Source organism: Enterococcus sp. AZ128 (assembly GCF_051714485.1).
GTDB lineage: Bacteria > Bacillota > Bacilli > Lactobacillales > Enterococcaceae > Enterococcus_A.
The window spans coordinates 189,632-212,524 of record NZ_JBIORZ010000003.1 but is presented as its reverse complement, the minus strand read 5'-3'; the positions used below and the strand labels follow the sequence as shown (position 1 = coordinate 212,524).

Annotated in this window: 16 protein-coding genes; 13 read left to right on the top strand and 3 right to left on the bottom strand. The window is 40.1% G+C overall.

The window, feature by feature from the left end; translation table 11 throughout:
• Positions 1-208 precede the first annotated feature (208 nt).
• The 11 genes from IGI38_RS19760 (at position 209) to IGI38_RS19710 (ending at position 17,765) form a co-directional block, all read left to right on the top strand.
• A complete protein-coding gene (locus tag IGI38_RS19760) occupies positions 209-1,663 on the top strand; it encodes a helix-turn-helix domain-containing protein (protein ID WP_438733595.1) in 1,455 nt (484 codons plus the stop codon).
• Positions 1,664-1,977: 314 nt separating this feature from the next.
• Positions 1,978-3,717: an ABC transporter ATP-binding protein gene (locus tag IGI38_RS19755; protein WP_438733594.1), complete on the top strand. Its 1,740-nt coding sequence runs from the start codon at positions 1,978-1,980 to the stop codon at positions 3,715-3,717.
• A complete protein-coding gene (locus tag IGI38_RS19750) occupies positions 3,710-5,587 on the top strand; it encodes an ABC transporter ATP-binding protein (protein ID WP_438733593.1) in 1,878 nt (625 codons plus the stop codon). The genes IGI38_RS19755 and IGI38_RS19750 overlap by 8 nt, the downstream gene beginning before the upstream one ends.
• A 196-nt stretch (positions 5,588-5,783) precedes the next feature.
• Positions 5,784-6,248 carry a GNAT family N-acetyltransferase gene (locus IGI38_RS19745; protein WP_438733591.1) on the top strand — a complete coding sequence of 155 codons (465 nt, stop codon included), beginning with the start codon at positions 5,784-5,786 and terminating at the stop codon, positions 6,246-6,248.
• Entirely contained in the window at positions 6,245-7,177 is a 933-nt protein-coding gene (locus IGI38_RS19740; RefSeq protein WP_438733590.1) for an NADP-dependent oxidoreductase, read from the top strand. Before IGI38_RS19745 ends, IGI38_RS19740 begins: the two co-directional genes overlap by 4 nt.
• A gap of 1 nt (position 7,178) precedes the next feature.
• A complete protein-coding gene (locus tag IGI38_RS19735) occupies positions 7,179-7,496 on the top strand; it encodes a hypothetical protein (RefSeq protein ID WP_438733588.1) in 318 nt (105 codons plus the stop codon).
• 154 nt (positions 7,497-7,650) lie between these two features.
• Positions 7,651-10,386 (top strand): YhgE/Pip family protein, encoded by a 2,736-nt coding sequence (locus IGI38_RS19730; protein ID WP_438733586.1) that lies wholly within the window; start codon positions 7,651-7,653, stop codon positions 10,384-10,386.
• Positions 10,387-11,032: 646 nt separating this feature from the next.
• Positions 11,033-12,856 carry an APC family permease gene (locus IGI38_RS19725; protein ID WP_438733585.1) on the top strand — a complete coding sequence of 608 codons (1,824 nt, stop codon included), beginning with the start codon at positions 11,033-11,035 and terminating at the stop codon, positions 12,854-12,856.
• 224 nt (positions 12,857-13,080) lie between these two features.
• Positions 13,081-13,527, top strand: a complete 447-nt coding sequence (locus IGI38_RS19720) for a MarR family winged helix-turn-helix transcriptional regulator (protein ID WP_438733584.1) — start codon at positions 13,081-13,083, stop codon at positions 13,525-13,527.
• Positions 13,527-15,908 carry an ABC transporter ATP-binding protein gene (locus IGI38_RS19715; protein ID WP_438733583.1) on the top strand — a complete coding sequence of 794 codons (2,382 nt, stop codon included), beginning with the start codon at positions 13,527-13,529 and terminating at the stop codon, positions 15,906-15,908. The genes IGI38_RS19720 and IGI38_RS19715 overlap by 1 nt, the downstream gene beginning before the upstream one ends.
• A gap of 15 nt (positions 15,909-15,923) precedes the next feature.
• Positions 15,924-17,765, top strand: coding sequence for an ABC transporter ATP-binding protein (locus IGI38_RS19710; protein WP_438733582.1), 1,842 nt, complete (start codon positions 15,924-15,926; stop codon positions 17,763-17,765).
• Positions 17,766-17,833: 68 nt separating this feature from the next.
• Here the strand turns inward: IGI38_RS19710 and IGI38_RS19705 are convergent, their stop codons facing one another.
• Positions 17,834-18,427 (bottom strand): hypothetical protein, encoded by a 594-nt coding sequence (locus IGI38_RS19705; protein ID WP_438733581.1) that lies wholly within the window; start codon positions 18,425-18,427, stop codon positions 17,834-17,836.
• Positions 18,417-19,418 carry a DUF4947 domain-containing protein gene (locus IGI38_RS19700; RefSeq protein WP_438733580.1) on the bottom strand — a complete coding sequence of 334 codons (1,002 nt, stop codon included), beginning with the start codon at positions 19,416-19,418 and terminating at the stop codon, positions 18,417-18,419. The genes IGI38_RS19705 and IGI38_RS19700 overlap by 11 nt, the downstream gene beginning before the upstream one ends.
• Before the next feature lie 265 nt (positions 19,419-19,683).
• Here IGI38_RS19700 and IGI38_RS19695 point away from each other — a divergent pair, with 265 nt between their 5' ends.
• Positions 19,684-20,322 (top strand): L-fuculose-phosphate aldolase, encoded by a 639-nt coding sequence (locus tag IGI38_RS19695; RefSeq protein ID WP_438733897.1) that lies wholly within the window; start codon positions 19,684-19,686, stop codon positions 20,320-20,322.
• 31 nt (positions 20,323-20,353) lie between these two features.
• Positions 20,354-21,394, top strand: a complete 1,041-nt coding sequence (locus IGI38_RS19690) for a 2-hydroxyacid dehydrogenase (protein WP_438733578.1) — start codon at positions 20,354-20,356, stop codon at positions 21,392-21,394.
• Between the two features lie 73 nt (positions 21,395-21,467).
• Here the strand turns inward: IGI38_RS19690 and IGI38_RS19685 are convergent, their stop codons facing one another.
• Positions 21,468-22,871 (bottom strand): IS1182 family transposase, encoded by a 1,404-nt coding sequence (locus IGI38_RS19685; protein ID WP_438725998.1) that lies wholly within the window; start codon positions 22,869-22,871, stop codon positions 21,468-21,470.
• Positions 22,872-22,893: the final 22 nt, after the last annotated feature.

The following is a 22,893-nucleotide window of genomic DNA, read 5'->3' as shown; positions in this document are numbered from 1 at the left end:
AAAGCAAGAATCAATGTTAAAAAATAAAAATAACGTAATTGTTAAATTAGATTGTTATTTGTGAAATTTAGTTAAATAAATACCAGTATTTTTCCACTTTTATAGAGTTATTTTATGATATAATGACCAAAGAATGTTATAATCCAAAAAAAGAAAAAGGATTATTGAATTTGAAGAATTGTGACAATTGGTTTAGGAGGACACTTTTGTGCGGAGATTATTAAAAAATACAACACAACGACGTTTAGCCATCATTGGCGTTTTAAGAGACTTAATTGGATGGCAGAATCCAGAAATGATTGCAGATTTATTGGACTGTTCGATGAAAACAATTTTATCTGACGCCGAAGCAATCAATGATCATTGGAGCGAGCATGTCGGAGTAGAATATTCTCGTACAAAAGGATTGCGGTTGAATGATGCGCTTCATAATAAAACACGGCAATTAGCTCGGAATCTGATGGAAGAATCGGAAGCATTCACTTTTTTGGAACGGATATTTTTTCAGCCAAATGAAGATATGGAGTATTGGATCAATGAACTTTATATCAGTGAGGCGACTTTTTACCGAATGATCAAACAGATCGATAAGGTATTGAAGGAAAAAGGGCTAGTTTTAGAACGCAGACCATTTCGGATTACTGCAAAAAATGAGCGTTGGGTACGAGTCTTTTATGTACAATTGTTTTTAGAAAAATATGGCCTGAATGAATGGCCGTTTGACTTAGAGCGTGAAAGAATGCTCGATTTTATTAAAAATGCTAATCGTTCTTTTGAGATTGATTATAATGATCGCGAAATGATTGAAAGCAGTTATTTGCTAGCGATCATCATTGTACGAACTTCGCAGGGGTTCATTTTGTCAGAAAGGGAAAAATTAGAGTTAAATCAGCCGTTGATCGATAAGATACTGACTCTGCGTCCAGCCGCAGATCGAACTGTTCAAGGGACGAAATATACTGTTACAAACCAATGGTATTATGAAGTCGCTAATAGTTTGTTCTGTTCTTGCTTTATTACACGCTTTGATCCCAGCTGTCAAATAACTTCACGTCATTTGGAGAATTTTTTGGGAGAGCTGGAGCTCAGTTATGAGTTGTCTTTATCTGAGGGACAACGGAAAAATATTTTGCAAAAATTATTAAAAATTCAAGCGTCTTATCAAGTATGTCCTTATCCGCATTCTATTCTATTTGATTCAGCAGCCTATTTTTCAAGAAATGCCAAATTGCAATATCCTCACTTTACGAAATATGTTCATCAATTGTTATTACGTATGGAACGAACGACTGGGGACCCTTGGTTCAGCCAATTCTATTTTTCAGTTTTGACTGTCTTGTTCAAAGAATGGGAAGGATTGGCTCATTCGTTGGATGTTCATTCGGCAAAGGTTCAAATTTTGGTAGTAAGTGATTCTGGAAAGAGCCATGCTGAAATGCTTGCGGAATTGATTCGCAGTCGTTTCTATTACCGTGTGGTAATTGAATCTCATCAGGGTTCGGTATTGGATTTTGTGCATGACGAGCGTTTTAAAGAATACGATCTGGTTATTGCAAATTATCCCATCAAAAATTATTCTTATGGCAATTTAAAAATTGTGGATGATTTTTTGACGGAAAGTGATCTCTCCTCCATCGGTTCATTTGTAAAAGAGTTTCGTTAGAAGACTTCCTGTAAGTCTTCTTTTTTTCAGCATATGTGCATCATTCTTTTCTAGGACTGTATATTAACGTAGTAGATTATTTGGTGGGGATTTACAGTTTGAGCAAAAAACGAAGCGCATTGCTTTGATATATATAGGGCTTGTAGAAGGTAAGAGAGTGTTGTTGAACGGCTTACGACAGCTTAGGGAGGATCGTCTTGAATCTAAGGCGATTCTTTTTTATGAAAAAGGAATGAATTTGTTAGAACTTTTGAGTAAAACTATCTATACTATAGTAAGCAATCATTAATGAAAGAATGGAAGGACGTGAGTACATGTTAAAAAAATTACTGGCAAATGTCGGTGAATATAAAAAGCAGAGCTTACAGACCCCGCTGTTTACAATGGGGGAAGTATTGATGGATGTGATCATGCCCTTGATTATGGCAGGGCTAATCGATCATGGAATCGAAAAAAGTGATAGCAATACGATTTTACGGTATGGCGGATTATTGTTTCTGTGTGCATTATTTGCGCTAGCGATGGGAACTTTAGGGGGACGAACAGCTGCGATCGCTTCAGCAGGATTCGCTAAAAATCTGCGGCATAATTTGTTTGAACGAATTCAAAGCTTTTCTTTTTCGAATATTGATCGTTTTTCAAGTTCGAGTTTAATCACTCGTTTAACAACTGATGTGACGAATGTGCAGAATGCTTATCAGATGGTGATTCGGATTTTGGTACGTTCACCGCTGATTTTGATTTTTTCTTTGATGATGACATTCCATATCAATAGAGAATTATCAATGATCTATTTAGTGATTGTGCCAATTATGATTGTGGGTTTGGGACTGATTATTCGTTTTGCCCATCCGCTATTCGAAAAGGTTTTTCGGACCTATGACCGCTTGAACAACGTTGTTCATGAAAATCTGCAGGGGATTCGTGTAGTGAAATCTTATGTGCGTGAAGAGCACGAAGAAGAAAAATTCAGCCAGGTATCAAAAATGGTCTTCGATAATTTCACTAAAGCCCAACGCATCGTTGCCTTCAATATGCCGCTTTTACAAATCGCGGTTTACGCGTGCATGCTGTTTCTTTCTTGGCTAGGTGCGGAATTGATCGTAGATAAAGGGAATTTGACGACGGGTGAGTTGGTCAGTATGTTCAACTACACGATGCAAATTTTAATGAGTTTGATGATGATGTCAATGACCTTTGTTCAATTGATGATCGCTCGTACGTCTGCGGAACGGATCACAGAAGTACTTAATGAAGAAAGTGATTTGAAAAATGGAGATGATCCATTAACGGAAGTGCCAGACGGATCAGTGGAATTTCAAAATGTTTGTTTTAGTTATAAAGACGATATGAATAAATTAGTCTTAGAAAACATTGATTTAAAGATTGCTTCTGGGGAAGTGATTGGGATCGTTGGCGGAACAGGGAGTTCAAAATCTAGTTTGGTGCAGTTGATCCCTAGGCTTTACGATGTCACACATGGTGAAATCAAAGTCGGCGGTCATGATGTACGAAGCTACGACTTGGAAACATTACGTGATCAAGTTGGGATGGTTCTGCAAAATAATGTTCTATTTAGCGGAACTATTACGGAGAATTTACGCTGGGGTGATGAGGCTGCGACGGAAGAAGAAGTCATTCATGCTGCTACGATTGCACAGGCTGATTCATTCATTCAGGAGTTTCCTAATAAATATGACACGATGATCTCCGAAGGCGGGAATAATGTTTCCGGCGGACAGAAACAACGATTAACAATTGCTCGCGCATTGCTGAAGAAGCCTAAAATTTTGATTTTAGATGACTCTACTAGTGCTGTCGACACGAAGACGGACCGAGCAATTCGCGAAGGGTTGGTTAAAGAGATTCCAGGAACGACAACTTTCATTATTTCTCAACGCATCAGTTCAATCCAAGATGCGGATCGTATCCTCGTTTTGGATGATGGGAAAATCAATGGAATCGGAACACACGATGAATTACTAGAAACGAATGTGATTTATCAAGAAGTCTTTGATTCTCAACAGAAAGGATTTGGTGAACACGATGAATAAAAGACCTGCAGCCAAATCCAGTCCAATAAAAATAATTAAACGATTGTTAAAGATTATGGCGAAAGAATACAAAGTTCAATTAGTGATCGTCTTTTTCATGATTTTGATTAGTGCATTTGCAAATGTACGAGGATCGTTGTTCTTACAAGTTGTAATCGACGACTATATTACGCCGTTGATTGGACAGAGTAATCCGAATTTTACTGGTTTGTTAAAAGCGATTGTAACGATGGCTTTGATCTATGTTGTCGGAATCATCGGAACGCTTTCTTATAATTTGATAATGGTAAAAGTATCAGAGGGAACGCAAAAGAAAATTCGCGACCAGATGTTTAATCATTTAGAAACATTACCATTACGTTATTTTGATTCAAATGCTGATGGCGATATTATGAGTCATTTTACCAATGACACAGACACGCTACGCCAAATGATCTCACAGAGTATTCCGAACTTAATGATGGCGCTGGTGACTTTTGTCTCAGTTTTCATCGCGATGTTCTCATTAAGCGTACCTTTGACTTGTTTTGTCATTGTATCAGTTTCTCTGATGCTGGTGATGCTTCGTTTTATCACTAACCGCAGCGGACGATACTTCGGTGAACAGCAACGTTCTCTTGGGAGAGTTAACGGTTACGTGGAAGAAATGATGCACGGGCAAAAAGTAGTGAAGGTATTCAACCATGAAGAGACCGCAATGAAGGAATTCGATGTAATCAATGATCAGTTACAAGAAAGTGCTGCGAAGGCTAATGCTACAGCGAACACCTTAATGCCGATCATGATGAATCTTTTGAATATCCAATATGTTTTAGTAGCGATTATCGGTGGTTTATTCGCTGTTTATGGTGTTTCTGCGTTGACAGTAGGAATGATTGCGTCCTTCTTGCAACTGAGCCGCTCGTTAAATGGTCCTATTAGTCAAATTTCGCAACAGATCAATTTCGTCATCATGGCCTTGGCGGGAGCTGATCGGATCTTCCAATTATTAGATGAAGAATCGGAAGTCGATGATGGCTATGTGACGTTAGTAAACGTTAAAGAAGTTAATGGTGAAATGATTGAAACCAATGAACGAACTGGGATTTGGGCATGGAAGCATCCGCATGAAGATGGTACGACTTCTTATGTACGTTTGACTGGCGATGTTCGATTTGAAGATGTCAATTTTGGGTACAATGATGATCATCTGGTTCTGCGAGATATCAATCTTTATGCTGAACCTGGCCAAAAAGTTGCTTTTGTTGGAGCAACAGGAGCTGGTAAAACGACGATCACAAATTTGATCAATCGTTTTTATGATATTCAGGAAGGTAAAATCTGCTACGACGGAGTCAATGTTAAAAAGATCAAAAAAAATTCCCTTCGTTCATCTTTAGGGATTGTTTTACAGGATACGCATTTATTTACGGGAACAGTTAAGGAAAATATTCGTTATGGGAATTTGGGTGCGACGGATGAAGAAGTCTATCAAGCCGCAAAATTATCAAATGCAGATACTTTTATCCAGCATTTGCCGGATAAATACGACACAGTGATTACAGGTGACGGTGAAGGCCTTTCACAAGGTCAGCGCCAATTGCTGGCAATTGCTCGTGCGGCAATCGCAGATCCTCCAGTTATGATCATGGACGAGGCGACCTCCAGTATCGATACTCGAACTGAAAGCATCGTTCAATCAGGAATGGATCGTTTGATGGAAGGACGTACGGTATTTGTGATCGCCCACCGGTTATCGACGATTCAAAATTCGGATGTTATCATGGTTATGGATCATGGACGAATTATTGAACGCGGCGACCATGAGAGCCTATTAGCTGAACACGGCATGTACTATCAACTTTATACCGGAAAAGTTGAATTAGATTAATAATTGTCATGGAGATGTGCCAGAAATGGCGCATCTTTTTTTGACGATTTTTACTTTTAGCAGTTTAAGTAGAATGTTCTGCTCATTCTTGAAAAACCATTTTTAGAAATAATTAGTCGTGATTTCGACCATTTAATTGGTACAAGTATAAAATAATCGCTACAATAAAATAAAAGGTCTATAGAGGAGCGAAGCTATGGTGATTGGAATTTCACGACTAGATATATCAGAGTTAAGTGAAGCAAAAGAATTAATCAAAAAAGTATTTATGATTTTTGAGGCACCTGATTATTCTGAGGCAGGCACGGCGCATTTTTTGACGTATCTGGAGGAAGAGCTTGAGCAAGAATTTGCATCTGGCCAGATGCAAATTTGGTGCGGTAAATGTGAGGATACAATTGCAGGTGTATTAGCTGTCCGCTTGCCTGCTCATGTTGCACTGCTTTTTGTTGATGAAGCGTATCATCGTCAAGGGATCGCGAAGAAGATGTATCAAACGATGATTTCAGAATTATTACCGGAGCAAGTAACCGTCAATTCGTCGCCTTATGCTGTATCAGCATATCAAAAAATGGGTTTCCGATTAGATGGCGAAGAGGCAACGGTTTCTGGAATTCGATTTCAGCCAATGATTTTTATAAGAGAGGATGTTAGAAAATGAAACGTTTTGCGATGAAGGATTATGGAAAAGCAGAAGATGTACTAATTGAAATCGAGTCAGAAGCTCGTTCGCTAGATGACACACACGTTCGAGTCGAACTTAAAGCCTTTGCGATCAATCCTTATGATGTTGCCTTGCGCCAAGGTGCGATGCGTGATTTTCGTACACTAAAATTTCCTTATGTGTTAGGTAATGATGGTGCCGGAATCGTGACGGAAGTAGGCAGTGAAATTACGCATATAGAAGTTGGCGATGACGTGATCGTTCACGCAGTTGGCGGAACTTACGGGGAAGAAGTTGTCGTACCTGGGAAAAAAGTCATAAAAAAACCTGTTTCTATGTCTTGGGAGGTTGCGGCTGGTGCCGTCACGCCCTGGTTAACAACCTACAATTTAGTGATGCATTTATTAGGTGGCACAATCGGAGAGACGGTTATGGTTCAGGGAGCTTCAGGAGCGGTCGGCTCACTGTTAGTTCAATTTTTAAAGAATCAAGGGAAAACGGTCCTAGCATCGGCTTCGAAACGCAACGAAACGCTGGTTCGGCAATTGGGCGCGGATCAGTTCGCTGCTTACGATGAAGAAGATGCGGGAAAGATTTTTGCCGATCAAGCGGACACAGTGATTGATGCGACCAAAGGAGGTCGCGCTGGGGAATCAGGAATGCAAATCATGAAAGCCGGTGGAAATTTTGTGGCTTTAAATAATTTGCCAAGTGATCAGAAGAAAGCTGGAAAATATATATCTTTTGGTCCGTCTAAAGACTATTCTGATTTCGAAGCATTGACGGCACTGACCGAATTAGCAAACGACATTCATTTGACGATTGCTGAAGTGCTGCCATTTACTTTATCAAGTGTAATTATGGGACATGAAAAATTGGAAGGACATCCGTCAGCTGGAAAAATCATTATTAAGAGGGAGGAATAAGATGGATCAACAAAAATGGGCATTAGTGAAAGCAAATTTTGATGGAACAGAAGATTTGGCAGATGGCTATTATCGGTTGCGTGAAATCGATGGCGGCTATCAATTCGCGTATTTAGTAGCTGGGCCTTGCGGTGACAAAAATCCGCATCCGGAGGTAACGCTTCGTCAAGAAGGCAATCAAGTTCAGCCAATTCGGTTACGCGATTTAGAAGTTACACCTATTTTGAATTTAACAGAAGACAATGATCTAGATAAGATCGAGGAGCTGACGAATCAACTCTTAGATCGCTTTATGAAACAGAAAAATCTTAGTCTTTAAGCATTTCTTTAGTATTGCATGGGTGAAAAGGGATACAATTGTGACAAATCGTTAGGAATGTCAAAAAAGGTGATTTCAGGCACTCACTAGAATTGAAATTAGCCGAAATTACGTGCTAAAGTAGTTCAGCGAGAAAAAATAGTAGGTGAAATCAATGAAAGTTTTTCAATCTCTTAAACACACATGGCATCTTTTTAAATTAGATTGGCGTCGAATTTTGAAAAATCCGATCGCCATTTTTCTGATGGCAGCTTTAGTCATCATCCCGTCATTATATGCATGGTTCAATATCAAAGCATTATGGGACCCATACTCGAACACAGGCGAACTACCAATCGCTGTATATAGTGCCGATACAGGTGCGAAATTCCAAGACAAAGAAGTCGAGATCGGGAACGAAGTGATTAAAAACCTGCACAAGAATAAACAGTTAGGCTGGCGCTTTGTTGATTCAAAAGAACAAGTCGTCGAAGGCGTAAAATCAGGAAAATATTACGCTGGTATTTACTTACCAAAAGAATTCTCGAAGGATTTATTGAGTTTTACTTCTGGTGATATTCAAAAACCGAAGATCGAATATTATTTGAACCAAAAAATCAACGCGATCGCACCGAAAATCACCGATAAGGGTGCCGGCTCGATTCAACAGGAGATCAGCGAAGAATTTATCAAGACGGCGAGCTCGACATTGCTGAAGGTCTTTAACGAGATCGGATACAACATCGATGAGAACTTAGTCAGCATCAATAAGGTCAAAAATTTAATCTTGACGACGAATGATAATTTAGGTGAAATTGATAAGTACACTCAGGAAGTCGTAGACGTTCATGGAAAACTGCCTGAGCTGAAAGAAAAGCTAGCAAAAGCGAATGAATTAACAACGTACTTGCCGCAAGTGGATGAGATGGGTCAAAAACTGATTGCGTTGAATCAAAAAATGCCGGAGATCAAAAAGCAAGCCAGTGTCATCTTAACCCTGCAACAGAAAATTCCAGAGATTCAACAAGCAGGGAATCAAATTGCACAGGTTGATAGCGATTTTGCACAAATCGAAAAGACCATGAATGATGGGATCAATGAAGCAAAACAAGGCTTGAATATTATTCATCAAGTTCAAACGATTCTACCGGATATTCAAAAGCTGGGAAATCAAGCGGATGATTTTGCTGCAACGACAAAAAATGGTGCTGAACAATTGAAATCCGCGGTGCCAAGTATTTCCAATAGTGTTCAGATTACGTTGGAGTCGATTGGACAAGTAGCGACTACGACCCAGTCAATTACAGATGATCTATCTAGTTTGTTAGATAAAGAAGAACTAACACCAGATGAAAAAGCACATATCGCAGCAATCATTACTGATTTCCAAAATAATTTATCCGACCAACAAGCAGCAATCGATAAATTAACTCAGTTCTTGACGGACTTAAAGAAAACAGCAGATGATAATGGAAATACTGAGGCGAGCCAAAACTTGGCGACAATTATTGGTCAACTCGGGGATTTGAAGAATATTCTAGGAGATTTGAGCACTCGTTTTGGACATTTGAATGATTTAGTTCAAAATGGCAGTACTAAAGAAGCCAAGGCATATTTAAATGAAATTAATACTGCTGCAGGTAATATAGCAAATTTTGTTAAGGGGATAAATGCTGAGCAAATCGGTCAAACGGTCAGCACGATTCTTGATAAATTGATTAACACGATCACTACCGCGCAAGGTGTTTTGAACCAAGCGCAGCAAATAGATTTTGCTTCATTATTAAAATCGACTGAAGGAACGGTTAGCAACGCGATTACTTTCCTAGAAAAATATCAAAAACAAATGCCAGCGATCGGACAAGAGGTTCATGATGCGAATGTACTATTAAATGGACACATGAATGACATCGTCAATGGAATCAATACTGGGGCAGACCTTTATAACAATGAATTGCCCGTCGTTGAGCAAAAATTAGGATTGGCAGCGGATTTCATGAAAAATGATTGGCCAGGCGTGAAAAAAGATTTGACTGGCAGTCTGAAAATGGCGAATGATAAAATGCCAGAAGTTGAAAAGGCTCTAGATCTTGCGACTGATTTAATCCAAAATGATTATCCAGCATTACGCAGCGGGATCCAAAAGGCAGCGAACGCTATTCAGCAAGGTGACAAGACGATCGACTTCGGTCAAGTATTGAAATTATTGAAACTGGATGCGCAAAAGGAAAGTGACTTCTTCACGACACCAGTTGATCTGCAAACCAATACAATGTATCCAATCGCTAATAATGGATCAGCCAGCACGCCATTCTACACGGCATTGTGTTTATGGGTAGGTGCGGTGCTCTTCTCAAGTGTTACGACGACTGAATTTTTCTTGGACAAAAAAGATCGTGGCAAATACACTAAACGTGAACAATTTGGTGCTCGAATGTTAACTTACTTAGTTGTAAGTGTCGGACAAGCTTTGATCGTAACACTTGGGAATATGTTTTTATTAGGTGTTTACGTGAAAAATCCTGTGTACAGCGTGTTGTTTGCTGTTTTAGTAGCATTAGCCTTTATGATGATCGTTTATACGCTCGTGGCCCTCTTTGGGACTGTCGGAAAAGGAATTGCGATTATTATTCTCGTACTTTCCATATCAGGCGGCGGCGGGAACTACCCGATCCAAGTTTCAGGTAAATTCTTCCAAGCGGTCAATCCATGGCTGCCATTTACACATGCGGTCAACTTATTGCGTGAAAGTGCCGGTGGAATCTACTGGCCAAACGCGACAGGTGATATCATTATCATGATCGTACTTTTCGTTGTATTTGGTATCTTAGGAACATGGGCTTATCCACTTCTGCAACCACATCTAGTTAAGCTCACAAAAGTAGCTCACGAAAGCAAAATTTTCCATTAAAAAAAGGACAGGCAAGACGACAGCGTATTACTGTTGTTTTGCCTGTCTTCGTGTTTTACTAAGGGTATAAAAAGTCGTTGAAAAAAATATTGACATTTGGTTTGAGTGCGAGTAATATTTCGCTTGTTTGTATTTTTTTTAAGGTACTTTATTTGGATAGGAACAAGGATGTCAGTTCCTCTTTTTGCAGTTTGCACTGAAACAAGAAACAATTCTCAAGTTTGATATCCAGAAACAGTTTTGTAGAGTATAGAGGAATGATATACGGCGTGAGAAACAGTTGTATTTTTCGAAAGAAAAATACAAACATTAATAGGAACAAGGATGTCAGTTCCTCTTTTTACAGTTTGTACTGAAACAAGAAACAATTCTCAAGTTTGATATCCAGAAACAGTTTTGTAGAGTATAGAGGAATGATATACGGCGTGAGAAACAGTTGTATTTTTCGAAAGAAAAATACAAACATTAATAGGAACAAGGATGTCAGTTCCTCTTTTTGCAGTTTGCACTGAAACAAGAAACAATTCTCAAGTTTGATATCTAGAAACAGTTTTGTAGAGCATAGAGGAATGATATACGGCGTGAGAAACAGTTGTATTTTTCGAAAGAAAAATACAAACATTAATAGGAACAAGGAGTGAGTCTAGTGGATTATCTTAAACGCTTGCTGGTTGGTCGGCCACTGAAGTCGTCTGAAAATGATGATCAAAACTTGTCGCGTTTTGCGGCTTTAGCGATGCTGTCATCAGATGCGCTATCCTCTGTTGCATATGGAACAGAACAGATCGTGGTTGTTCTGGTCACTTTGTCAGCAGCGGCGATTTGGTATTCATTACCGATTGCATTTGTGGTATTGATTTTATTAACATCATTGATTTTATCTTATCGTCAAATTATTCATGCCTATCCTCATGGAGGCGGCGCTTATGTCGTTAGTAGTGAGAATTTAGGAAAGAATGCCGGCTTGATCGCTGGAGGCTCGCTTCTAGTAGATTATATGCTGACCGTTGCCGTTTCTGTATCGGCCGGTGCTGAAGCTATTGCTTCTGCGATTCCAGCCCTGTATCATCATCGTGTCTTGATTTCCGTCATTATTGTTTTATTATTGATGCTGATGAATTTACGCGGGCTGCGTGAAAGCGCCGGATTACTGATGACGCCGGTTTATAGTTTTATTGCTGTTATTACGATCCTGATCATTGTTGGTCTGGTGAAGATTGTTTCTGGTGCTGCACCTTTGCATGCAACAGCGCAAGTGGGGTCGGTAGTACCTGGGATATCCATCGCGCTATTGTTACGTGCCTTCTCATCAGGTTCCTCTTCATTAACCGGTGTGGAAGCCATTAGTAATGCTGTACCGTTCTTCAAAAAACCGCGGGCCAAAAATGCTGCAGGTACGCTGGCGATGATGGGTTTGATTCTAGGTTTCTTCTTCACGGGGATTACGTTTTTGAATTACTGGTTCGGAATCGTTCCGACGGCTGAAGTCACTGTCTTGTCACAAGTTGGTGAAGCGGTCTTTGGAAAAGGGATCATGTTCTATCTTTTACAATTTGTAACGGCATTGATTTTAGCGGTAGCAGCGAATACAGGCTTCTCAGCCTTTCCTGTCCTGGCTTACAACTTGGCTAAGGATAAGTTCCTGCCCCACCGCTACCAAGACCGTGGGGACCGTTTAGGCTACTCTAACGGGATCATCACTTTAGCTTTAGGCTCCATTGTTCTATTATTGATTTTCCAAGGTTCAACAGAACGTTTGATTCCGCTATACTCAGTGGGTGTTTTTATTCCATTTACCTTATCGCAAACAGGGATGGTCTTGAAATGGCGCAAAGAAGGACCGCACTGGGTCAGAAAATCGATTGCTAATATCATTGGAGCGTTGATTTCATTTGCGATTGTCTTGATTTTGTTTGTTTATCGATTGCCGGACATTTGGCCTTTCTTTATTATCATGCCGATTTTGATCTACGGCTTCTATAAAATTCATGGTCATTATAGAAATGTTGCGGAACAGCTACGTTTGGTCGATGATGTAGAATTACATGAATATGCTGGAAATACGGTAATTGTATTGGTAGGAAATGTCACGCAGGTGAACATTGGGGCAATCAATTACGCGCGCTCAATTGGTGACTATGTGATCGCAATGCATGTCTCTTTAGAAGAAAATGAAGAGAAAGAACGGGAGATCCGACATGAATTTCGTGAAAAATTCCCGGATGTACGTTTTTCTGTTGTTCGGTCGCCTTATCGTTCAATTGTTAATCCGGTCAGTCGTTATGTCGATCGCGTAAGCAAGAATGCGAAACAGCATAACTATACGACGACTGTTTTGATTCCTGAATTCGTTCCTAATAGAACATGGAAACGATCGTTGCATAATCAAACGGCGCTGCGTCTACGTTTCAGGCTGTCTTATCGTGACGATATCATCATTAGTACTTACAACTATCATTTAAAAAAATAGTCAGTTTTTTACAGGAGTGTGCGGTTGCTTAGTGCACTCTTTTTTTATTTCAGAGTCTTTTTAAAAAAAATTCAAAGTATATAAAAAATAAAACGTATTCATTCTTTTTTTGAGCAAAAAGGGTTGATTTTAATTCCTATTAGCGGTAATATCAAACAGCATTAATTACTAACACTATTAGGTATTGATGAACAGAAATTATTTTCGAAAGAAGGAGGAGTCTGATGACATTCGCAGAAGACGCTGAACGTGAACTGATGCAGCTGATGGTTCAAAATCGCCACGGTGCATTTAGCAAAATCGAAAAGAGCAGCAAAGGTGCCAATATCGTCATTAAGGTACTTGATCGTTTAGGCGAGCCTACTAACCCGAAACATTTGGCCGAAACGCTTAATTTATCAACTGCTCGGATTGCTGCTGTGCTGGGGAATTTGGAAAAGCGCGGATTGATTAGCCGTACGATGGATCCTGACGATCGACGTCGAATTAATGTCAGTTTAACGGATTGCGGAAAAAAAGTAGCCAAAGCTGAAAAGCAGGAGATGCGTAATAAAATTATTCGAGTGTTTGAAATGATGGGGGAAGAAGACACCAGAAAATACCTCGAATTAACTGCTAAGTTTGTCGACTACTCTCAAAAATTATCCATGGAAGGGGAAGGTGATCAATAGTGAAGATTTTTAAATATCTTGGTAAATACTGGTATGCGATCATCGCCGTATTTTTACTTTTAATCGTGCAGGCTTCTAGTGATTTGAGCTTGCCAAGTTTAACATCGGATATCGTTGATGTCGGTATTCAACAAGGAGGACTGGAACAGTCGACTCCAGATAAAATCAGAAAATCAACGCTTCAAGGAATCGAGATTTTCATGACCGATAAAGAGAAGCAGACGATCAAAGATAATTATAAGGAAGCAACCCAAACCATTGATGGTGAAAAAGTTGATATCTATAAGTTAGATCTTCAAGAAGGTATGACAAAAGAAAAGTTAGCGAAAATCTTTAATCTGCCAATGATGATGATCGCTTCTGCTCGATCAAAGGATTCAAGTAATGGATCAGAAGCAAAAGAAATCATCGATGCTTATACCGCGATTTCAAAAGACGCGGCACAAGCTCAAGCCTTAGGAAAAGATGCAAAAAAACTTGGAGAACAAGCCCAAGCAGCCGGAGAAGCAGCCGCTGCTGCAACAGATGGCGCTACTGCCGCTGCTAAAGGTGTGGAAGCACAGCGTTTAGCAGCTGAAGCTCAAGCAAAAGGTGCGGAAGCGCAAAAACTTGGCGATGCAATCAAGGCTAAGAACGATGCAATGCCGGAAAAAGTTGCTGCTGCACGTAAAGCGACGAAAGAAAGCTTAGGCGATGTCGGCGAAGCTTCGTTGAAGACCGTTGGGATTCAACTGACTTTAGCGGAGTACAAAGCACTGAATGTGAACACAAAGAAAATTCAAACAGATTATATGATCAAAACCGGTGCTATAATGATCGGCTTGACGCTTGTATCTGCGGTAGCAGCGATTATCGTTGGTTTGATTGGTTCATTAGTTGCTGCAACAGTGGGTAAGAATCTGCGAGTTGGGCAATATGAACGAACGTTGGAATTTTCGAACAACGAAATGGAGAAGTTCTCTCCAGCTTCATTGATCACTCGGAATACGAATGATATTCAACAGATTCAAATGGGGATCGTTATGATCATGCGGATTGTCCTATATGCACCGATATTGGGTATTGGTGGTATTTACCGAGTGTACAAAACAGGAACAGGTATGGGCTGGATCGTAGGTGTAGCTGTAGCGGCTGTTTTAGTCTTAGTTGTGACGCTGTTGCTGACAACGATGCCTAAGTTCAAGGCGTTGCAAACATTGGTTGACCGTGTGAACTTGGTCTCTCGTGAGATCATCACAGGGTTGCCGGTCATTCGTGCGTTCTCTCGTGAAAAATATGAGGAAGAACGTTTTGATGTTGCGAATACGAACTTGATGAAAACACAAATGTTTGTTAACCGGGCGATGTCCTTGATGATGCCGATCATGATGCTATTGATGAATGGTATCTCTGTGTTGATCGTTTGGGTCGGCGGACACAATATGGATAATGGCCAATTGCAAGTCGGAGATATGATGGCCTTCATTACTTATACAATGCAAATCGTTATGGCCTTTATGATGTTGTCAATGGTATCGATTATTTTACCTCGTGCCAATGTCGCTGCTGGTCGAGTGGATGAAGTGTTGAACACAGAACCGACAATTAAGGATCCAGAACAACCAAAAGATGACCATGACTTCAAAGGGGAAGTGAAATTTGAGGGCGTCCAATTCCGTTATGGAGATGCTGACGCGGATGTCTTGCATCATATCAATTTCACAGCTAAACCTGGTGAAACAACTGCTTTGATCGGTTCGACCGGTTCAGGTAAATCAACGATTGTTAATTTGATCCCACGTCTATTTGATGTAACTGGTGGACGGATCACGATTGATGGTGTCGATATTCGTGAAATGAGCATGCATAAACTGCATGAAATCATGGGCTTTGTACCGCAAAAAGGGGTACTATTCTCTGGCGATATTGCTTCGAATATTAAATTTGGCGATGCAAATATCTCAGATGAACAGATGAAAAAGGCTGCTGAAATTGCACAAGCCAATGAATTTATCAATTCCAATGAAAAAGGTTTTGAACGTTCGATATCTCAAGGCGGAACCAACGTTTCCGGTGGGCAAAAACAACGTTTATCAATCGCTCGAGCATTGGCGAAGAATCCGAAGATCTTAATCTTTGATGACTCATTCTCAGCCCTTGATAACAAAACAGATGTGGCATTGCGTAAAGCCTTAGCCGAAAACATCAAGGATGCAACTCAAATCATCGTGGCGCAAAAAATTTCGACGATCCTGCATGCGGATAACATCATCGTATTGGATGAGGGTCGTGTCGTTGCTCAAGGTCGTCATGAAGAATTGATGGAATCATCAGCTGTCTATCAAGAAATTGCGCAATCACAATTAAGCAATGCTGAACTAGGCATAGAAGAAGCAGATTAAGGAGGAGCGAGAAGAATGGCAGAACAAAAACAAAATCGCCCTCGTGGTGGCGGACCCGGACAAATGGCTGCGCCAGTAGAAAAAGCCAAAGACTTCAAAGGTACGATCAAAAAATTAGTCTCGTATCTTGGCGCATATAAAATCGCGGTTTTCTTTGTAATGATTTTTGCGATGGCCTCAACGATTTTCAATATTTGGGGACCTAAAATCTTATCAAAGGCAATTACTGAATTATTTAATGGTTTGATTAAGAAGTATCAGGGAACGGGCGATATCAATTTTGAAAAAATCGGCGGTATCCTGCTCTTTATGTTAGTACTATATGGAGTTGCTTCTTTATTTGGAATCATCCAAGGTTGGATCATGTCGACGATTTCGCAAAAAATCACTTATCGGATGCGTAAAGAGATTTCTGAAAAAATCGACCGGATGCCAATGAACTATTTTGAAAGTCGTACGACTGGTGAAGTATTATCACGGATTACGAATGACGTAGATACATTAGGTCAATCGTTGAACCAAAGTTTGACGCAGTTGATTACTTCGACATTTACAATCGTCGGAGTTATCGTCATGATGCTTTCGATCTCAGTGAAAATGACGGGAATCGCGATCTTGATCGTGCCGATCTCATTACTGTTGATCATGGTTGTTGTGAAGAACTCGCAAAAATACTTCAAGACCCAACAAGAATATCTTGGTGTAATCAACGGAAAAGTTGAAGAAACCATTAGTGGTTATACGATCGTTCGTTTGTTCAATGAAGAAGAAAACTCATTGAAGGATTTCAAAGAACAAAATGATGTTCTATTTAAATCAGCATGGAAATCACAATTTCTTTCTGGTTTGATGCAGCCGATTATGAACTTTGTCGGTAACTTAGGTTATGTTGGTGTAGCTATTGCCGGCGGAGTCATGGCTTATAATGGATCGATCACTGTTGGGGATATCCAAGCGTTTATCCAATATGTACGTAATTTGACCCAGCCAATTGCCCAACTTGCCCAAGTATCAAATATGCTGCAATCAATGGCTGCAGCAGCTGAACGGGTCTTTGAATTCTTAGCAGAAGACGAAGAAGATCAACTGGCTGAAAATCCTGTTCAGATCGATAAAGCGAAAGGGATGGTTGACTTCGACCATGTTCAATTCGGCTACACATCGGATAAAATCGTTATTCAAGATTTCACCTCACATGTTGATCCAGGACAGACAGTCGCGATCGTTGGACCGACTGGTGCTGGTAAAACGACAATGGTCAAATTATTGATGCGCTTTTACGATGTCAACTCCGGCGCCATCAAGATCGATGGCCATAATATCAAAGATTTCAACCGCGCCGATTTACGTAAAAATATCGGAATGGTCTTGCAGGATACTTGGCTGTTCAAGGGCTCCATTATGGACAATCTGCGTTATGGTCGTTTAGATGCTACGGATGAAGAAGTTTACGCAGCAGCAAAAGCTGCTCACGTGGATCACTTCATCAAGACATTGCCTGGCGGCTATGATATGGAATTGAACGAAGAGTCTTCAAATATCTCGCAAGGTCAAAAACAATTGTTGACGATCGCTCGTGCGATTTTAGCTGACAAACCAATTTTGATCCTAGATGAAGCGACGTCATCGGTGGATACTCGGACGGAAGGGTTGATTCAAGAAGCTATGAATAATTTAATGGCTGGTCGGACATCCTTCGTTATCGCTCACCGTCTATCAACGATCAAAGATGCGGATAAAATTCTTTATATGCAAGGCGGAGACATCAAGGAACAAGGAAGTCATGAGGAATTATTGGCTCAAAACGGCCTTTATGCTGCTTTGTATAATTCACAATTTGAGGAACTAACAGAATAAAACGAAAGGACCGAGCATCTGATTCTGATGCTCGGTCCTTTTTGTAAATATATTCGCCTTAAAACAATCTAACGATGATCTTTATCTGTAATCATTAATGTTTTCTTTTCGTAGTGGATAGTCACAGCGTGCGGAGTGTATTTCCCGTCTTTGGTTTTATTCCAAGTGGCCATTGCCCTTGGCGGCATACCGTAATCTTCTTTTTCCCAGCTGGTTATTGTATCCGGTGGTCCAACAAGTTTCTCTAATTCTTCGTAACTCGAACCGCCGGTGAATGAATATTTCTCGCTATCGGCATCATAATTTTCGGTTGCTACTTTTACCGATTCATAAATACTTTGAGTCCATTCGCCGGGAAATTCGTTTTCCTCTGATGAACTTACTGTACCAGGTTTGATCGGTTTATAGGTTGCTGTATTTGTATTGGTGATTTTGGAGGACAGATAGCCTAGTGGTCCAGCCAGAATAAAAATAACTGCAAGAACGCCACCTAAGATGACTCGTATGTTTTTCTGTTGACGTTCAGGCGTCTTAGGGCTTTGCGGGGTAGTGGTATTCTTTTGGGGATTCAAATAAAGTGTGCCGCAATAATCGCACTTCCAGCCATTTTCAACTTGATGAAATTTGGTACTTCCGCAGTTCATACATTCCTTATTTTTCATGATACAATCCATCCGATCCATAGTTTTCAGGGAAGTCATCTGGATACTTGCCCAATCCTGCACGGGAATATTTTTCTGGCAATCGAGTAAAGGCGACATAGCGTACTAGTGGTGTCACGTATTCTACTCGGTCTTCAGAAAAATAAACGTTCGGTTTCCCTTGTTTCTCATAAACGAATTGTTTTTCATATCCTCCATAAGTGTTGTCTTGGTTTATCACAATGAAAGCCCTGACTTCCCGCCAAGTCAACTGCCCTTGCAGCCACTGCTCTCTAAGCATCTTAGCCTCATAGTTTACGGGGTTATTTTTTTCATCGAATTCAAGGGCGATATTTTGATGGATTTTTTCTGAATCCGTAATAATTTCATCCGGTTGTCCCCAAATTCGTAAAATATCGGAGCTAGAATAATGATCGAAGTTTGGGCCGTAGGCAGCTAGAAACCCAGCTTCGCGATAATAGGTTGTTACAGCAAACTCAGAATTTGGATTTTCAATGATCATGTCCGCTTTCGGCGCAGTTTTAGATCGGTTCTCTTTTAGCGAATCGTGTTCCTTCTGCGCATTCTTTAAGCGTTCTTCAAATTTTTGCGTATTTTCTCCTCCGTATTCCTTTACAGAAGCCTTAGCTTGATTGATTTCCTCTTGGTTCAAAGAAAGTTCAGCAAGTCGAACATTTCTTTCTGGATTTTTTAATTGACTGATTGAATACGCTGCTTTTTCTGATCCGTTAGACTTAGCTGTGTTTAAAGAAGGGATCGTTTTAGAGCTTGTCCGATCCTTTGAGCCGAACAAGATAAAGCTGCTGGATAAAACGATTATCAAAACCAGCAATAGAGTCACCCACAGGATAGGCAGTCTCTTTTTCGGTATATTTTGCGCTTCGCTTTTATCATCGTACTCGTAGACGGCATGGCAATAAGTACATTCATAACCCTCTTGAGTTTTATTAAAGTGGTTGCCGCCACAATAGTTACAAACTAACCCTTTCATTTTTTCTCCCTACGTTCATTTTTTTCTATCAAAGCAATAGCTTTCATAAATGATACCACGGAGCACATATAGGGAAAAGCAGAGATTAAATTATTAGATTGAAGATTTTTTTGAGAAAATGAATTCATAGTGCTCGTTGATAATAATTTCTGTAAAACTGACATACGTTCTTTGTTGACTTAGTTTTGCTAAGGTGTTAGGTTTTATATAGAGAATTATTTCTGGAATAAGAAATAAATTTCAACAAGGAGGTTGGATTGAAATGATGATGGAAGAAAAGGAGTTATTGGTGGAGTATGGTAAAAAGTTGATTTCAACAGGATTAACAGCGGGGACTGGCGGGAATATTAGTTTGTATGATCCTGAAAACCAGCTGATGGCGATCACCCCAAGCGGTATTGATTATTTTGAGATGACTGTTGCTGATATTGTTTTGTTGAATCTTGAAGGAGAAATTGTGGAAGGAACGCGGAAACCTTCCAGTGAGTGGCAGATGCATTTGATCAATTATCAAAAACGCGGAGATGAGATTCGTGCGGTCGTACATGCGCATTCGACGTTTAGTTCGATACTTGCGACTTGTCGAAAAGATTTACCGGCGACCAATTATATGATAGCGGTTGCAGGAGGCGATGATGTTCGTTGTTCGAAATATGCTACATTTGGCACGGAAAAACTGGCGGAGTATGCGTTTGAGGCAATGATAGATCGTTATGCTTGTTTTTTAGCAAATCATGGCTTGCTGACATGCGGTCCGACATTAAAAGAGGCTTTCTCAATAGCGGGTGAAATTGAACGTTTGGCTGGTTTACATGTAGGTGCCTCGATATTAGGAGATCCAGTTGTATTGGATCGTGAAGATATGGCTGAGGTGCATGAGCAATTTCCAAGCTATGGTCAATGAGTTGATTTGAAGAAGAGAGAGGATTGGAAAAATGAGTAAGATAATTGTGGTCGGTGATACCTTTGTTTCTGTTGAGACGTTAAAAAGTGCGGTTGAATCCATGGGGCTTCCTGAACCACTAGAGATTGTCGCTTTTGAATGGCACGCGGATGATTCTCCAGAAGAATTTCAGCGCAAGTTAAAATTGATCGAGCTGCATGGTCCGGAAGCAGTCGATATTCCTGAAGGGATCGTGGAGGAATTAGTAAATACAGATTATCTATTTGTTCATATTGCACCAATTTCGCAAAAAATGCTGGAGAGTGCAGAAAAATTAAAGTTGATCGGTACTTGTCGCGGCGGGGTAGAGCACATCAATATGAATAGTGTTCGCGAAAAGAATATACCTGTTATTCATGTCATCCGGAACGCAGAACCAGTTGCGGATTACACGATCGGTTTGATTTACACGGTGACTAGAAATATCGCTCTATCTCATGCGGCTGTCATGCATGGCGGATGGCCCAAAAATTTTCCTAATGATGCCTATCGAACGACTCTTTCTGAACAAACAGTGGGATTAGTAGGTCTAGGTCATATAGGGAAGCTAGTAGCCCAGCGTCTAATCAGTTTAGGTGTAAAAGTGATCGTATACGATCCGTTTATTGATCAAGAAAAGATAGTGCAATCAGGACTTGACCTTAAATTTGTTTCTCTAGAAAAATTATTCGAAGCTGCGGATATTGTTTCTTTGCATATGAGGGTGACGCCAGAGACTGAAAATCTGGTAGATGCGAAATTATTGGCACGTATGAAACCTAGTGCTTATCTGATTAATACTGCTCGACCGGGGATTCTTAATAAAGAAGCATTTGTTGACGTGTTGAGACATCGGAAAATCACTGGAGCTGCGATCGATGTTGTTTGGGAGGAACCGATGCCTGCAGATGATCCTTTGCTCGAATTAGATAATGTAGTCATTACTTCACATATTGCGGGAGATACTGTAGATGCGATACCAAACTCGCCATTCTTATTAGCTCGAACGGTAAAGGACTATATAAAAAATGGAAAAAGTGATCTTGTCATCTAAAAAAGTTCCTGAGAATTCACTTCTCAGGAACTCAGACTGTAGATAAAAGACGTCCCAAACTCTTGATTTGAGTTTAGGCCGTCTTTTTATCTGATTTCTTACGAAATTCAGAACAAAAAAATAAAGGCTCTTTGCCTTTCCATAACCAAGTGGCCAATTTCTTTAAATTCATTGCAGCAAACACTAGCATCGTATGCGTCGCAACTTTTTCCAAGCCTCGATACTTGGTCCAACGCATTCCATGCTTTTCTTTTGCATCCGCAAATATTCGTTCAATCGTTTCTTTTCGTTTTCTGTAAATGGCTTTATTCAAGTCTGTCAGACGAAGATGCTCTATCTCATCCATCAAAGCTCCCCAAACATGTCTTGTGATGACTCGTTGATGATTCTTACTTTTGGTACATTGTTTTAGTAAAGGACAGTGGACACATTCTTTTGGATTAGATTTGTATTCTCGGTAGCCTTCTCGAGTAACCGTTGAAAAATTGAGCATTTGATCCTGCGGACAAATATAACAATCAAAATACTCGTCGTAGAGAAACTTATTTTTTAATAACAGGTCCTTTTTCCCTTTGGACCTTGAATAAGGCAAACAAGGCCGAAGGTTCAAATGAGTCAAAAAGTGAACAAACTTTGGTGTCTTATAGCCGGCATCCGCAACCACTCGTTTGATTTCTGGAAAAAGTCTCTTCGATTGTTTGACGAGTTGAAACGCGACTTGACTGTCATGAATATTTCCTGGAGTCACGATTGTGCTGAGAACAAATCCGTTGTCGTCGCATGAGGTATGGGCAGAATAAGCAAATTGTTTTTCTCGTTCGCCTTTGACGTAGTAGCCGCTTTCCGGGTCAGCCTTACTTATTTTTCTTTCTTTCAGCTTCACTTCCTTTTCTAAGTCCAAAGTAAAAGGGCGTTTTCCGGCTTCGATTCGTTGGCGATTGATTTCATCTTCTAGTTCATCCTGATAGGCTTTCGCTTCATCATGCGTCATTTCTTTCGTAAACCTATGTTTATTGGCATTGGCTTTGATGTGAGTCGAATCAAGATACAAATTATCTTCTGTTACAAAACCGGCTTTAATTGCTTGTTCCAAAATATAAGCAAAAATATCCTCAAACAGTGTCGTTTCTCTAAACCGGCGTACGTAATTTTTTCCAAAGGTTGAAAAATGGGGGATTTTCTCTTCGAAAGAATAACCTAAAAACCAGCGATAAGCGACATTGGTGTCGACTTCCTTGATGGTTTGTCGCATGGAACGGATGCCGAATAAATATTGGATAAACACTAATTTGATCAGAATCACCGGATCAATACTTGGCCTACCTAAATCGGAGTAAGTGGCTTCGACGATTGGATAAATAAATTCAAAATCAAGCGAGGCGTCAATCTTTCGAACGAGGTGGTCTTGAGGGACCAGGTCATCAATCGTGAGCATCGCGAATTGATTTCTGCCGTTCGTATTTTTTTTAGACATCATAAATACCACTCCTTGTATTCGG

Excerpts from the sequence above, each read along its gene's own strand:
- IGI38_RS19750 (WP_438733593.1), top strand. The coding sequence starts at position 3,710 with ATGAATAAAAGACCTGCAGCCAAATCCAGTCCAATAAAAATAATTAAA.
- IGI38_RS19710 (WP_438733582.1), top strand. The coding sequence starts at position 15,924 with ATGGCAGAACAAAAACAAAATCGCCCTCGTGGTGGCGGACCCGGACAA.
- IGI38_RS19700 (WP_438733580.1), bottom strand. The coding sequence starts at position 19,418 with ATGAAAGGGTTAGTTTGTAACTATTGTGGCGGCAACCACTTTAATAAA.
- IGI38_RS19740 (WP_438733590.1), top strand. The coding sequence starts at position 6,245 with ATGAAACGTTTTGCGATGAAGGATTATGGAAAAGCAGAAGATGTACTA.
- IGI38_RS19690 (WP_438733578.1), top strand. The coding sequence starts at position 20,354 with ATGAGTAAGATAATTGTGGTCGGTGATACCTTTGTTTCTGTTGAGACG.
- IGI38_RS19745 (WP_438733591.1), top strand. The coding sequence starts at position 5,784 with ATGGTGATTGGAATTTCACGACTAGATATATCAGAGTTAAGTGAAGCA.
- IGI38_RS19720 (WP_438733584.1), top strand. The coding sequence starts at position 13,081 with ATGACATTCGCAGAAGACGCTGAACGTGAACTGATGCAGCTGATGGTT.
- IGI38_RS19685 (WP_438725998.1), bottom strand. The coding sequence starts at position 22,871 with ATGATGTCTAAAAAAAATACGAACGGCAGAAATCAATTCGCGATGCTC.
- IGI38_RS19705 (WP_438733581.1), bottom strand. The coding sequence starts at position 18,427 with ATGAAAAATAAGGAATGTATGAACTGCGGAAGTACCAAATTTCATCAA.
- IGI38_RS19735 (WP_438733588.1), top strand. The coding sequence starts at position 7,179 with ATGGATCAACAAAAATGGGCATTAGTGAAAGCAAATTTTGATGGAACA.
- IGI38_RS19755 (WP_438733594.1), top strand. The coding sequence starts at position 1,978 with ATGTTAAAAAAATTACTGGCAAATGTCGGTGAATATAAAAAGCAGAGC.
- IGI38_RS19695 (WP_438733897.1), top strand. The coding sequence starts at position 19,684 with ATGATGGAAGAAAAGGAGTTATTGGTGGAGTATGGTAAAAAGTTGATT.
- IGI38_RS19730 (WP_438733586.1), top strand. The coding sequence starts at position 7,651 with ATGAAAGTTTTTCAATCTCTTAAACACACATGGCATCTTTTTAAATTA.